Genomic DNA, 14121 nt, shown 5'->3' on the forward strand with positions numbered 1-14121 from the left:
AAATTAACGGCTCTGCTTTCTCAACAAATAGATAAAATACGGCGCGCCGATAAAGGTCGACAGCAGCCCCGCTGGGATCTGGAATGGAAACAGCACCATCCGCCCACACCAGTCAGCGAACACCAGCAGTAAACCACCCACCAGCGCCGAAATTACGATGTGTGGCATCGTCCGTCGAAAGCCCATCATCCGCGCAATATGCGGTGCCATTAAACCAACAAAACTCAACGGTCCAATGGTCATTGTCGCGGTCGCCGTCAGGCAAGCCGCTAACAGCAGTAGCGCAATTCGCGTCGGCGTCAGCGCCATTCCCACAGCTCGTGCGGTATCACCGCCCAGCGGTAAAATGGTCAGCCAGCGGCGGCACAGCGGGGTAATCGCCAGCAAAATCACCATCACAATTCCGGTGCGCCAGACCTGCGCCTCGGTCGCGTTGTAGGTCGAACCGGAAATCCACGTCAGCACTTGCGCCATTCGCGGGTCACCACTTGCCTGCAACATCATCAAAAGCATGGTGAACGCGGTACTTAACGCCATCCCCGCCAGTAACATGCGGTGTGGAGAAAATCCACCGCGTCCGGCGGCGATCATAATGATCAACAGCGTCACCGCCGCGCCGAGACTGCCCGCGGGTAACAGCCAGCCAAAGGCATTACCCGGCACCAAAAACAGCATTAACACCACGCCAAACGCCGCGCCGGAGCTAATCCCCAGCACTTCCGGGCTTGCCATCGGGTTGCCGGTCAGCCGCTGAATAATACAGCCCGCCACCGCCAGCATGACGCCCGTAAACAGCGCCGCCATAATTCGCGGCCAGCGCCAGGGCATCAAATCCTCGAGCAGCGCCCCGCTCGCCCACGTCCAGCCGTGCGCATCACGACCAAACGACAGCGCCACCACCACAGCAATTATCAGCAGCACACCGCCAGCAAGGGCAAACGCCAGCACATGTTGGCGTTCAGTCGCGACACGATCGTTAGCCTTCATATCCGGCGCACTGATGCTGCGTAAACGCGGCAGCAGCCACAGTAACAGCGGCGCACCTATCAACGCCGTCACCGAACCGGTAGAAACTTCCATCCACACGCGAGTCAGCCAGAGGATGATTTGATCGGAAAGCCAGAGGATCAGCGCACCAATCAGCGACGCCAGCAGCAGTCTTGGCAGCAGACGCCGCGCCCCCAACATTTTTGCCAGCAGTGGCGCGAACAACCCGATAAAGCCGATAATCCCCACCGCGTTCACCAACAGAGCACTGATGACTATCGCCAGCGACAGCGCCGCCAGACGCGCGAGCGATAAGGCCAGCCCGAGATTACGCGCCACGCCATCATCAAGCCCCATCAGGGTTAATGGACGAAGTAGCAGTAACGTCAGCATCACGCCGCCCAGCAGCTGTGGCCATAAACGCTCAACGCCGCCCCAGTCGGTTTGCGTTAGCGTTCCGGTACTCCACAAGAACATGCTTTGCAGCTGGTCGTGATGGAAGATTACCAGTAGCTGATTAATTGCCCCACAATAAAGGCTCACCACCAGCCCCGCGAGGATCAGTGTTACCGGCGAAAGCCGTTTCCCCCACGCGACGCCAAAAACGATTAAGCCAACAACGCAAGCGCCCGCAAGCGCAGCAAACTGGCTCGCCATCGCATCAGGGATCGCCCAAAGCGTCGTGACGGTAATCCCCAGTTGCGCGCCTGTTGCAACGCCCAGCGTGGTCGGCTCCGCCAGCGGGTTACGTAACACTTGCTGAAACAGCACGCCCACCAGTCCCAGACCCGCGCCCACCAGCAGCGAAATCGCCAGACGTGGCAGCAAGCTGTAGTGAAAAATCATCTGCTCGATGACATCGATATCCGGCGACCAGATGGCCTGCGCCCACTGACTACGCGGCAGCGCCTGAGAGAAGTTCATCCAGGTAAGCACCGCTGCGGCAACCACCAACAGCGCCAGCAATAATGCCGGGAAAAGCGCAATACGTTTACTCACGCTTTACCTCCGATGGCGTTATCCAGAATACGCACAAAGTGCATTGCCGAGAGCGTCGCACCATAAAACCAGACTGCAGGTACGCGCTGAAAGCGTCCGGCGCGGACAAACGGCATAGCCTGCCACAGCGGCGTCGCCATTAGGGTGTCCATGTCTTTGCTGTTGTCGTGATCAAAACAGAGCACATCAACGTCTTTATACGCTGCCAGACGATCGATACTGACGGCGGTACTGCCCCAGAAGTTGGTTTCCCCTTGCCAGGCATTTGGGATGCCGTACTCATCAAGAATTTCCTGGAACAAGCTGTTTGGACCGAACACCAGCATATGGCGCGGATCGATAAGTGTCGTCAGTAATAACGGACGCGCACCACGCTTCACAAAGCGGGGTTTCATGCTGCGGATAAAGTCTTCATAGTGCGCTAAATGCGTTTCTGCTGCGCTTTGCAGGTTAAGCAAATCTGCCATTTCCGTCAGCGATTTACGCGCCATCGCCAGCGGCTGTTTGCCGTCGCTGAAGTTAAATCCGCGCCCAGGCGCAATGCGTGCCAGCATTTCTGGTGAAGGGCCATACCCTGCCGACCAGACCATAAACGACGGTTTCATTTCGGTCAGCAGTTCAAGGTTAGGTTCTGTACGCAAACCAACGTCAATCACTGAATCCGGCAATGGTGGCTCGCTGACCCACAGGCGATAGTTGATGGTATCCGCCACGCCGTAAGGCACGATGCCGAGCGCCAGCAGTAATTCCACCGGCAACCACTCCAGCGCCACAATACGATTGGGATCAATAGCCGCCGCGCGGGCGGTATTCATCTGCCATAACAACGGAGAAAGCGCCATCGCCGTTAACAGTCGACGGCGCGAAATAAGAGGTAAGCCGCTCATCAATAAACAAAACTCACAGGTGCAGCACCCGCCGGATGCGGCAAAATACCCATCGGGATGCCATAAATCATTTCGAGGGTTTCGCCGCGCATAATTTCCGCAGGCGTTCCCTGAGCAATCATTTCACCGCCGCGCAGGGCGACCAGATAATCACAGTAACGCGCAGCCATATTGATATCGTGCAGCACGGCAATGACCGTCAGGCCACGCTCCTGACTTAAACGATGCACCAGCGCCAGCACATCAACCTGGTGGGCGATATCCAGCGCCGAGGTCGGTTCGTCCAACAACAGACAACGGCTATCCTGCGCCACCAGCATGGCGATCCACGCCCGCTGACGTTCACCGCCTGAGAGGCTATCGACCAGCCGATGCGCCAGCGGTTTTAAGCCAACCAGCGCGATAGCCTCTTCGACCTTTTCGCGATCTGCCGCGCCAAAGCGCCCCAGCGCGCCATGCCATGGGTAACGACCAATCGCCACCAGTTCACACACCGTCATCCCTTCTGCCGGAGGAAGCTGCTGCGGCAAATAAGCCACTTTGCGAGCAAACGCTTTGCTGCTCCAGCTTTCCAGCGGCTGGGCATCAAGAAGAATCTCCCCTTCTGACGGTGGCTGATGGCGGCCCAACATTTTTAACAGCGTGGATTTACCAGAGCCGTTGTGACCAATCAGACCGGTCACTTTCCCGGCAGGAAAGGTTAACGACAGCGGATGCAAAAGCGTGCGCCCGGGCACACGAAAGGAGATATTACGCAGTGCAAAAGTGGTATCGGAATGATTCGTGTATTCCTGCATAACAGCCAACTTGTGAAACGGGCACGGAAATCCGTGCCCCAAAAGAGAAATTAGAAACGGAAGGTTGCGGTTGCAACGACCTGACGTTCTGCGCCCCAGAAGCAGCCATAGGTCTGGAAGCAACTGGCAACATACTCACGATCGAGCAAATTGTTGACGTTAACAGCAAGGCTGGATCCCGCCATACCAAAGCGTGCCAGATCATATTTTACAACAGCATCCATTACAGCTGCGCTACCCACTTTAAAAGTGTTTGTCGGATCACCATAGCTGGAACCAATAAAACGACCACCTGTTCCCAATGTTAAACCAGAAAGCGGCCCTTCATTGAAGGTATAATCCCCCCAGAGAGATGCCATATGCTCCGGTACTTGTTCTGGAGTTTTACCTTTGAGATTAGTATCTTTGGTGTATTCCGCATCGGTGTAAGTATAAGAAGCCGTCAAGTTAATATTGGCATTTAACGCGGCTTTTGCTTCAAGTTCCACACCACGAGCGCGAATCTCACCTGCTGGGACTTGCGCTAACGGGTTTGTTGGGTCTGCTGTCAGGTTATTTGTTTTCGTCAATTGATAGACTGCGCCCGTAACAACGACCGGCATATCATTCGGAACATATTTTACGCCAGCTTCATACTGTTCACCTTTCGATGGCTTATAGGAAACGCGCGGGTTGCTCCATAGATCGAAAGCACTCGGTTCAAAGGACTGGCTATAGCTAAAGTAAGGTGAAATACCATTATCGAATAAGTAATTTACACCACCGCGCCAGGTGAACTGATGATCATTGCGCTCAATATAACCTTCAGTCGGCGTATAAGAGTTTTCACGAACAGTAGTCGCTTGCTTAGACCAATCGTAACGTCCCCCTAGAGTGAATACCCATTTATTCCATTCCGCCTGATCCTGAACATAAATACCTGTTTGTTTGCTTTCATTCATCTGGTATGGCTCTGCGCTACCAAATGCAAAGTATTCAGGATAATATTTGTTATAAAGATCGATGGATGGTGCGGATCCAAAGCTGGCATTGATATCATTGCGCATACGCATGAAGTCAACCCCTGTCAGCAAAGTATGCTCGACTTCACCTGTGGCAAATTTACTTTCAAGTTGGGTATCAACGCTAAAGTTCTGCAGACGCTCATTATCCACCACTGTCCCGCGGTTTAGGGTATGACCATCGGCGGCGATCCCTGTGCCATAAACACTTTTCTGTGAGGTTTTCATTTCACTGAAACGCAGATTCTGACGCACGGTGAAGGTGTCATTAAAACCATGTTCAAAACTATATCCCACCATTTTCTGGTTACGGGAGTATGTATTATTCGACGCACCTTCATTGAAGTCAGTCGGTAGACGCTTACCATTAGGCAATGGCTCAACGGTCCCCTCTTTCGGCAACCAACCGTAATAACCCGTTTCAGGTTCATTCTGGAAATAGGACAGGAAAGTAAAATTAGTTTTGTTGTCCGGACGCCATGAGAATGATGGAGCAATGGTATAACGCTGAGATTCAGAGTTTTTCTGCTGTTCGTTTGTTGAGCGTGCGAGGCCAGTCAAACGGTAGGAGAACTCACCGTTATCATCCAGTGCATCACTGAAATCGAATCCGGTCTGAAACAGATTATCCGTCCCCATTTTAAACTGAATTTCTTTCAGGGGTTCAGTTGTCGGACGCTTACTCACCATAGAAATAATCCCACCAGGATTACTTTTCCCATAGAGAACAGACGTCGGACCACGCATCAGTTCAACCCTCTCGAGCATGTAAGGATCAATCACAGCATCGTTATAAAAGTTGCCCTGAAGTTTTAGCCCATCAAGGTAGTTATTTTGATTCAGACCAACAGATGAGAAACCACGAATGATAACAAAATCATATGTATTAGAAGCACCACGACTGCTAACCGTAACACCAGGTGTATAACCTAATGCTTCTTTTACAGACTGAAATTGATGCATCTGCATCTCTTCATTTGTCACAACCGAAATAGACTGCGGCGTTTTTTCAATTGGTGTATCCGTTTTAGTCGCAGTAGCAGAGTGCTTCGCCGCAATAGTTGCAGCTGGCCCCCATGCGCTTTCTTGCGGCGCTGGTGCAGCGGTAACGGTGATAGTGTCTTCTTTCGGTTCAACCGCTGCCTGTGCGTAAACAGACATGCCGCTAACCGCTGTGGCTACTACAACTGCAATTTTACGCAGTGAGTGTTTTGGCTGAGCAGTTTTGGAACGCGCCATTGGTATATCTCTGATGTAAAGTGAATGATAACGTAAACGAGAATGATTATTATAAAGATGAGATAATATTCGAAACGCTGGCGGGTTCGCAAGCGGTACGCAATCTGAGCATTCCTGAGGGGTTAATAAACAATCAGATGAAAAGAAAGGGTTAATACTTTGGGTAGGATGTTATTTTACCGGATGGCGACTCGCCATCCGGTATGTCACGCTTAGACGTTAATTACTACCAAACATATCCTTGATCCAACCTGCTACGCCGTCACTGTCTTTCTGCTCTTGCTGAGCAGGTTGCTGTTGCGGTTGTTGCTGCGGCTGAGAAGACTGATCAAACGGATTGCCTGACGGTTGCTGCTGAATCTCACTCTGCTGGCACAGCGATTGCGGATCGCTGGTCCAGACCGGCAAGACACGCATGCCACCGCTGCAAACAAAGTTGCCGTCGTAGTCCACGCCCATATCTGCAATATCTTCTGGTGGAACAAGATTCAGCGGTGTTGGTGTCTGGTTAGCCAGATAACGCTGATAAATCGACATTGCCCCGCTGGCTCCATACAGTTTGGTCGGCTGGTTGTTATCACGGCCTACCCAGGTGATGGTCACCGTGCTGCCGTCAATGCCCGCAAACCAGGTATCCACGTTGTTGTTGGTAGTACCCGTTTTCCCTGCCAGATGCAGACTTGGATATTTCGCCCCAAGCTGACGACCGGTACCGCGTTGTACCACCTGCTGCATGGTCCATAGTGTCAGATACGCCGCCTGCGCCGGAACAGCGCGTTCCGCCTGCGGGAAGCTCTGATACAACACCTTGCCATCTTCCGCGATTACTGAACGCAGCGCAGAAAGTGGTGCACGGTTACCGCCGCTGGCGATGGTCTGGAAAGCCTGCGCCACTTCGATTGGCGTTAAGTTCAACGCCCCCAGCAGCATTGCCGGAACCGGATGCAGCTGATCTTTCGGTACGCCCAGTTTAATCCAGGTATCCGTAACCGCAGGCAGCCCCAGCGCCATCCCCAGATTTACCGTCGGCACGTTCATCGAACGGGTCAACGCATCCACCAGCATCACTCTGCCACTTTCGCTATAACGACGGTCATCGTTCTGCGGTGACCAGACCTGGCCATTCGGCTGACGCAGCGCGATTGGCGCATCGGCAATCCACGTGTTCAGGCGATAGATTTTCGGCTGGCTTAAGGCCGTCAGATAAGTCGCTGGTTTTGCAAGAGAACCAATAGAACGACGCGCCTGCATCGCACGGTTGTAACCCGCAAACTGCGGCTCAGAACCACCGACCATCGCACGAACTTCACCACTAAAGCGGTCGACGACCACAATCGCGGTTTCAAGATCGCTCAACTTACGCTGTTTCTTCAGTGCCGGAATGCCTTCCACGGCGGCTTTTTCTGCCGCGTCCTGGGCCACCGAGTCAAAGGTTGTGAAGATCTTCACGCCGGAGAGATCTTTTACCTTATCGCCCAGTTTTGCCTGCAACTCCTGACGCACCAGCTGCATAAAGGCTGGCTGTGGAGAGATTACCCCACCGCGCGGCTGAACGCCCAGTGGACGTGCACTTAACATGTCATAGAGCTCTTGATCAATAATCTGCTGTTGTTGCAGCAGACGCAGCACCAGGTTACGTCGCTCCAGCGCCAGTTTCGGGTTACGCCACGGGTTATAGATCGACGCCCCTTTCACCATACCCACCAACAGCGCCTGCTGGTCGAGGCTCAATTCTTCTACCGGGCGACCAAAGTAATACAAGCTCGCCAGCGGGAAACCGCGGATTTCGTTGTCGCCGCTCTGACCGAGATACACCTCGTTCATATACAGCTCAAGAATGCGGTCTTTGCTGTAACGCGCATCCATGATCAGCGCCATGTAGGCTTCGTTCGCTTTACGCCAGTAAGAACGTTCGCTGGAGAGGAACAGGTTTTTCACCAACTGTTGCGTCAGCGTACTCGCTCCCTGCACCGTGCGTCCGGCGGTCAGGTTTGCCAGCACCGCTCGTCCGATGGAGTAGAGACTGATCCCATCATGCTCGTAGAAATGACGGTCTTCAGTCGCCAACAACGTATCCACCAGCAAATCCGGGAAACCACTGCGCGGCACAAACAGACGCTGCTCACCGTTTGGTGAAGAGATCATGGTGATCAGGCGCGGATCAAGACGGAAGAAACCGAACTGACGGTTGTTCTCCATATTGACGATCGTCGCCAGATGATCGCCATCAAAGGTCAGACGTGCACGCACCTGCCCTTCTTTACTGTCCGGGAAATCAAACGGACGGCGGATCATTTCAATGCTGTTGGCCTGCACGGTAAATTCGCCAGGGCGTGTCATTTTCGACACCTGACGATACTGGGTCGCCTCCAGCAGCTTCACCATCTCGTTTTTGCTGATGGTCATGTCTGGCTCAAGGTTGACCATTCGGCCATAAACAGCCGCAGGCAGTTGCCAGACCTTGCCATCAATACGGCTGCGAATTTTTTGATCGAGATAAACACCGTAAATGGCGATCAGCACGGCAAAAACGATAGCCAGTTTTAGCAGCAGCCATAGCCAGCCGCGTTTGCCACGAGGCTTACGCCCTTTGCCTTTGCCCTTACCTTTGCGCGGCATCGGTTCTTCATCCTCATAGTCATCATAATCGTCGTAATCATCGTCATCTTCGTAACGACGACGGCTTACCTTTTGTTTGACCGGACGCGTCGGTTTCCCTTTGCGTCCAATTGGCTCGCGGTCATTCCCGGCCATGCTTTTTCTCCGCAATATTCAGGCGCAAAAGCCCGATTTTCTGTTCTTCTGTAACAAGACAGAAGAAGATATCTCTCAAATTTACTTTGGTCTTCATGAATACTTTTTCGTCCGTCGCGTCGGTGCGGTATTTGCCGGATCATCCGGCCAGACGTGTTTGGGATAACGCCCTTTCATTTCTTTTTGCACCTCGCGATACGCTCCTTTCCAGAAGGCGCTCAAATCTCGTGTGATTTGCAGCGGCCTTTGGGCAGGGGAAAGCAACTCCAGCACCAGCGGCACGCGCCCCTGGGCGATCGTCGGATTGGTGGCCTCGCCAAACATCTCCTGCATTCTCACTGCCAGCGCGGGCGGGTTATCTTCATGATAACGAATGGCGATCCGGCTTCCCGTCGGCACAGTGTAATGCGCAGGCAATTCACTATCCAGACGTTGCTGCATTCCCCAATCAAGTAATCCGCGTAGCGCCTGAAAAATATCGAGTGATTTCAGGCCGCGTAGCGAATGTACCCCTGTCATATGCGGCAGCAGCCACGTTTCCAGCGTCGCCAACAAACTTTCATCATCAACCGCTGGCCAGTCATATTCCGGCAACCACTTTGCGGCGCATAACAAACGCAAGCGTAGCTGTTCCGCTTCCGCCGTCCAGTTAAGCACGCTTAAGCCTTTATCACGAACGCCGTTAAGCATCGCCTGATGCAGCTCGTCTTCTGAAGGCTTCGCCAGCGGCTGCACTTTTACCGTCAGTTGGCCAATTTGCAGCCGACGCCAGGCTTTCAGCGTACCTTGCGCATCATCCCACTCCACGGTGTCAGACTGCTGTACCAACTGCGGACAGCGTTGTACTAATTCATCGATATCGACCGGTAGCGCCAGTAAAATCCGCGCATCCGGCGAGGCGCTGCCCTGCAATAATAACGGTGCGATCAACCATTCGTGGCGGCTTAGCGCATCGTCGGCATCGAGCATCGCCCCCATGCCGTTTGCCAGTTGATAGCGTCCCTCTTGCCCACGGCGGCGAGCGATGCGATCGGCAAACGCTCCGGCAAGTAACGGTGCGATAAGCGAACTGTCTGCCTCACCGCCGCGTACGTTTAAGCGCTTTAACAGTTGCTGGCTACGTTGCTGCCAGGCAGGTTGATTGCGCGAAAACGCCACATCCAGATCGATATTGCCCATCCGTGGTGGCTCTTCGAGAATAGCGGCAATTTTTGCAGCGGTAGCAGCTTCGTCGTCGCTCCTTGCGCTCACCAGCATTGCCGCTAAACGCGGATCGTTACCCAGCGTCGCCATTTTCTGCCCTTTCGTGCTTAGCCGTTCACCGTCCATCGCCCCCAGCATCCGCAACAGGCGTTTCGCGGCCTGTAAATTCACGGCTGGCGGTTGATCCAGCCAGCTCATCTGCGTCGGATCGCTGCATCCCCATTGCAGTAATTCCATCAGCAAACCGGAGAGATCGCTTTGTAAGATTTCCGGTTCACTTTGCGCGGAGGCGCGTTCTGCTTGTTCTTTGGCGATTAAATGTAAACAGATCCCCGGCTCCAGACGTCCGGCACGCCCGGCGCGTTGCGTCATTGATGCCTGGCTAATGCGTTGGGTAATCAGCCGCGTTAGCCCCGTGCGCGGATCAAAGCGCGCCACACGTTCCTGAGCACAATCCACCACCAGACGAATACCTTCGATGGTTAAACTGGTTTCAGCAATATTGGTTGCCAGCACCACTTTGCGCATCCCTTCTGGTGCCGGAAGGATCGCTTTTCGCTGATCGTTCAGCGACAACGCGCCATACAGCGGGCAGAGCAACACATCACTACCGATGCGCGAAGCCAGTTGTTCCTGAACGCGCTGAATTTCTCCGACACCAGGTAAAAATAACAGTAATGAGCCGCTTTCCTGATGCAGCAATTCGGCGGTGGCAACCGCCACGGCTTCATCAAAACGCTGATGAGCGAGCAGCGGTAAATATCGGCGTTCAACCGGAAATGAGCGCCCTTCTGAGATGACGACGGGCGCTTCTGGCAGCATCTGCTGCAAGCGGTCATTGTCCAGCGTAGCCGACATAATCAGTTGTTTAAGGTCGTCACGCAGACCCTGTTGCACATCGAGTAACAGCGCCAACGCCAGATCCGCCTGCAAGCTGCGCTCATGAAACTCATCGAGGATCACCAATCCAACGCCGCTCAGTTCAGGGTCACGCTGGATCATGCGCGTCAACACGCCTTCGGTAACTACTTCCAGGCGTGTATTTGGCCCGACACAGTTTTGCGCGCGCATCCGGTAGCCTACCGTATCACCTGTTTTTTCGTTAAGCAGTTCCGCCAGTCGTTGCGCAACGTTACGCGCCGCCAGACGACGCGGCTCCAGCAGGATAATTTTTCCGTTAATGCCGGGATGCGCCAGCAGTTGCAGCGGCAGCCAGGTTGATTTCCCGGCCCCGGTCGGCGCACTTAATAACACCTGCGGTGCACCATCGAGGGCAGCAAGTAACTCAGGTAAGACGGCAGCAACGGGCAACGACGACACAAAACGCTCCAGAGGGTTAACATTCTTCGCGCCACATTGTAGCATCGCGGTAATGCATAACCGAGTACCTCACATGTCTGAACCGCAACGGCTGTTCTTTGCTATCGACTTACCTGCAGAAATCCGCGAACAGATTATCCACTGGCGCGCCGCACAGTTCCCACCAGACGCGGGACGTCCGGTCGCCGCCGATAATTTACATCTGACACTGGCATTTTTAGGCGAAGTGAGCGCAGAGAAAGAGAAGGCGCTTTCTCTTTTAGCCGGACGGATTCGTCAGCCCGGTTTCACACTCACGCTTGATGACGCCGGTCAGTGGCTGCGTTCGCGTGTGGTGTGGTTAGGGATGCGTCAGCCACCACGCGGCTTAATCCAGCTGGCGAATATGCTTCGTTCACAAGCTGCACGCAGCGGTTGTTTTCAAAGCAATCGTCCGTTTCATCCACATATTACCTTATTGCGCGACGCCAGCGAGGCGGTGACAATCCCGCCGCCAGGCTTTAACTGGTCGTATACGGTGACGGAGTTCACCCTTTACGCCTCCTCGTTTGCCCGTGGGCGCACACGCTACACGCCGCTAAAACGCTGGGCGCTAACGCAATAACAAGGATTGTCGCAATGGAATTTTCTCCCCCTCTACAGCGCGCGACGCTAATTCAGCGTTACAAACGCTTTTTAGCCGATGTGATCACACCCGATGGTTGCGAATTAACGCTACACTGCCCGAATACGGGTGCGATGACCGGATGTGCAACGCCTGGCGATACCGTCTGGTATTCGACTTCAGACAACACCAAACGGAAATACCCACACACCTGGGAGTTAACCCAAAGCCAAAGCGGCGCATTTATTTGCGTCAATACACTTTGGGCTAACAGGTTGACGAAAGAGGCTATCCTTAATGAATCCATTTCAGAACTGTCAGGATATAGCTCTCTGAAAAGCGAAGTAAAATACGGCGCCGAACGCAGCCGTATTGACTTCATGTTGCAGGCGGATTCGCGTCCAGACTGCTATATTGAAGTGAAATCGGTTACGTTAGCGGAGAACGAACAGGGATATTTTCCCGATGCGGTCACTGAACGAGGTCAGAAACACCTTCGGGAGTTGATGAGCGTAGCGGCTGAAGGCCAGCGTGCGGTTATCTTTTTCGCCGTGCTGCATTCAGCCATTACACGGTTTTCACCCGCGCGCCACATCGATGAAAAATACGCGCAACTATTGTCAGAAGCTCAACAGAGGGGGGTAGAAATTCTGGCTTACAAAGCAGAACTTTCTGCTGAAGGCATGGCTCTTAAAAAATCACTGCCGGTTACATTGTAGTAGAGTAAGTAACTGGTTAATTTACATTCTGGTCGCGTGCGCAAATACGCTTTTCCTCACACAGTTGTCAAGTGTTACGTTTAGATAATTGCTATCCGGAAAAGCTTCTGCTATTTATAGCGGCCTCATTTTTCCCCCGAACATGGGGATCGATAGTGCGTGTTAAGGAGAAGCAACATGCAAGAAGGGCAAAACCGTAAAACATCGTCCCTGAGTATTCTCGCCATCGCTGGGGTGGAGCCATATCAGGAGAAGCCGGGCGAAGAGTATATGAACGAAGCCCAGCTGGCGCACTTCCGTCGTATTCTGGAAGCATGGCGTAATCAACTCAGGGATGAAGTCGATCGCACCGTTACACATATGCAGGATGAAGCAGCCAACTTCCCGGATCCGGTAGACCGTGCAGCCCAGGAAGAAGAGTTCAGCCTCGAACTGCGTAACCGCGATCGCGAGCGTAAGCTGATCAAAAAGATCGAGAAAACGCTGAAAAAAGTGGAAGACGAAGATTTCGGCTACTGCGAGTCCTGCGGTGTTGAAATTGGTATTCGTCGTCTGGAAGCGCGCCCGACAGCCGATCTGTGCATCGACTGCAAAACGCTGGCTGAAATTCGCGAAAAACAAATGGCTGGCTAATTACAGCCGTTCCATCACGTTTACCACAGGCGGGAAATGCTCCCGCCTTATTTTTTGTTCAACGAGATGACAGACACACACTATATTGGCCGCTTTGCCCCCTCTCCTTCCGGCGAGCTTCATTTTGGCTCTCTGATTGCCGCGCTTGGAAGCTTTCTACAGGCTCGCGCCCGGCAAGGTCGCTGGCTTGTTCGCATTGAAGATATCGATCCGCCTCGTGAAGTTCCCGGTGCCGCAGAGACCATCCTGCGCCAGCTGGAACATTACGGTTTACACTGGGACGGCGATGTTCTCTGGCAATCGCAACGTCACAACGCCTATCGCGAAGCACTCGCATGGTTACATGAGCAAGGGTTAAGTTATTACTGCACCTGCACGCGCGCACGTATTCAAAGCATTGGCGGTATTTACGACGGTCATTGCCGGGAGTTGCATCATGGGCCAGAAAACGCTGCTGTACGTATTCGCCAGCAGCATCCGGTCACCCAGTTTACTGACCAGCTGCGCGGCATTATTCATGCCGACCAAAAACTGGCGCGGGAAGATTTTATTATTCATCGTCGTGATGGTCTATTTGCCTATAACCTGGCGGTGGTCGTTGACGATCACTACCAGGGCGTGACAGAAATTGTTCGTGGCGCGGATTTGATCGAACCCACGGTGCGCCAAATCTCGCTGTACCAGCTTTTTGGCTGGCAGGTGCCAGATTACATTCATTTGCCACTGGCACTTAATCCACAAGGCGCTAAACTTTCCAAGCAGAATCATGCGCCTGCGTTGCCAAAAGGCGATCCTCGGCCGGTGTTAATCGCGGCACTTCAATTTCTGGGCCAGCAGGCAGAAACACACTGGCAGGATTTCAGCGTCGCGCAAATTCTCCAGTCAGCCGTCAAAAACTGGCGGCTCACCGCAGTGCCTGAGTCGGCAATTGTAAATTCAACATTCTCAAATGCGTCATGCTGAGCTATGATTAGCCGC

The 14121-nt window shown here is 53.4% G+C and carries 10 protein-coding genes; 4 read left to right on the top strand and 6 right to left on the bottom strand.

What is annotated here, in order from left to right; genetic code table 11:
- Positions 1 to 3: 3 nt before the first annotated feature.
- The 6 genes from fhuB to hrpB form a co-directional block, all read right to left on the bottom strand.
- On the bottom strand, positions 4 to 1986 hold the full coding sequence (fhuB, locus tag ATB02_RS18170) for a Fe(3+)-hydroxamate ABC transporter permease FhuB (RefSeq protein ID WP_105272021.1): 1983 nt from the start codon (positions 1984 to 1986) through the stop codon (positions 4 to 6).
- The gene (gene fhuD, locus ATB02_RS18175; RefSeq protein WP_105272022.1) at positions 1983 to 2873 is read right to left on the bottom strand and encodes a Fe(3+)-hydroxamate ABC transporter substrate-binding protein FhuD; all 891 of its coding nucleotides are present in this window, start codon (positions 2871 to 2873) and stop codon (positions 1983 to 1985) included. The genes fhuB and fhuD overlap by 4 nt, the downstream gene beginning before the upstream one ends.
- Positions 2873 to 3670, bottom strand: coding sequence for a Fe3+-hydroxamate ABC transporter ATP-binding protein FhuC (gene fhuC / locus ATB02_RS18180; RefSeq protein ID WP_105272023.1), 798 nt, complete (start codon positions 3668 to 3670; stop codon positions 2873 to 2875). The genes fhuD and fhuC overlap by 1 nt, the downstream gene beginning before the upstream one ends.
- A 50-nt stretch (positions 3671 to 3720) precedes the next feature.
- Complete coding sequence (gene fhuA / locus ATB02_RS18185; protein ID WP_046082495.1) at positions 3721 to 5910, bottom strand: ferrichrome porin FhuA; 2190 nt, start codon at positions 5908 to 5910, stop codon at positions 3721 to 3723.
- Positions 5911 to 6129: 219 nt separating this feature from the next.
- Positions 6130 to 8664, bottom strand: coding sequence for a bifunctional glycosyl transferase/transpeptidase (gene mrcB, locus ATB02_RS18190; RefSeq protein ID WP_105272024.1), 2535 nt, complete (start codon positions 8662 to 8664; stop codon positions 6130 to 6132).
- A gap of 93 nt (positions 8665 to 8757) precedes the next feature.
- Positions 8758 to 11187, bottom strand: a complete 2430-nt coding sequence (gene hrpB, locus ATB02_RS18195) for an ATP-dependent helicase HrpB (RefSeq protein WP_105272025.1) — start codon at positions 11185 to 11187, stop codon at positions 8758 to 8760.
- A 73-nt stretch (positions 11188 to 11260) separates the two neighbouring features.
- Between hrpB and thpR the strand changes: the two genes are divergently transcribed.
- From thpR to gluQRS, 4 genes are all read left to right on the top strand, one after another.
- Positions 11261 to 11791, top strand: a complete 531-nt coding sequence (thpR, locus tag ATB02_RS18200; protein WP_001294670.1) for an RNA 2',3'-cyclic phosphodiesterase — start codon at positions 11261 to 11263, stop codon at positions 11789 to 11791.
- 14 nt (positions 11792 to 11805) lie between these two features.
- Positions 11806 to 12510 carry a DNA/RNA nuclease SfsA gene (gene sfsA / locus ATB02_RS18205; RefSeq protein WP_000396023.1) on the top strand — a complete coding sequence of 235 codons (705 nt, stop codon included), beginning with the start codon at positions 11806 to 11808 and terminating at the stop codon, positions 12508 to 12510.
- Positions 12511 to 12687: 177 nt separating this feature from the next.
- A complete protein-coding gene (dksA, locus tag ATB02_RS18210; RefSeq protein WP_001155227.1) occupies positions 12688 to 13143 on the top strand; it encodes an RNA polymerase-binding protein DksA in 456 nt (151 codons plus the stop codon).
- 66 nt (positions 13144 to 13209) lie between these two features.
- A complete protein-coding gene (gene gluQRS / locus ATB02_RS18215) occupies positions 13210 to 14106 on the top strand; it encodes a tRNA glutamyl-Q(34) synthetase GluQRS (protein ID WP_170881815.1) in 897 nt (298 codons plus the stop codon).
- Positions 14107 to 14121: the final 15 nt, after the last annotated feature.

It is taken from the genome of Escherichia sp. MOD1-EC5189, from assembly GCF_002966045.1.
GTDB lineage: Bacteria > Pseudomonadota > Gammaproteobacteria > Enterobacterales > Enterobacteriaceae > Escherichia > Escherichia coli_F.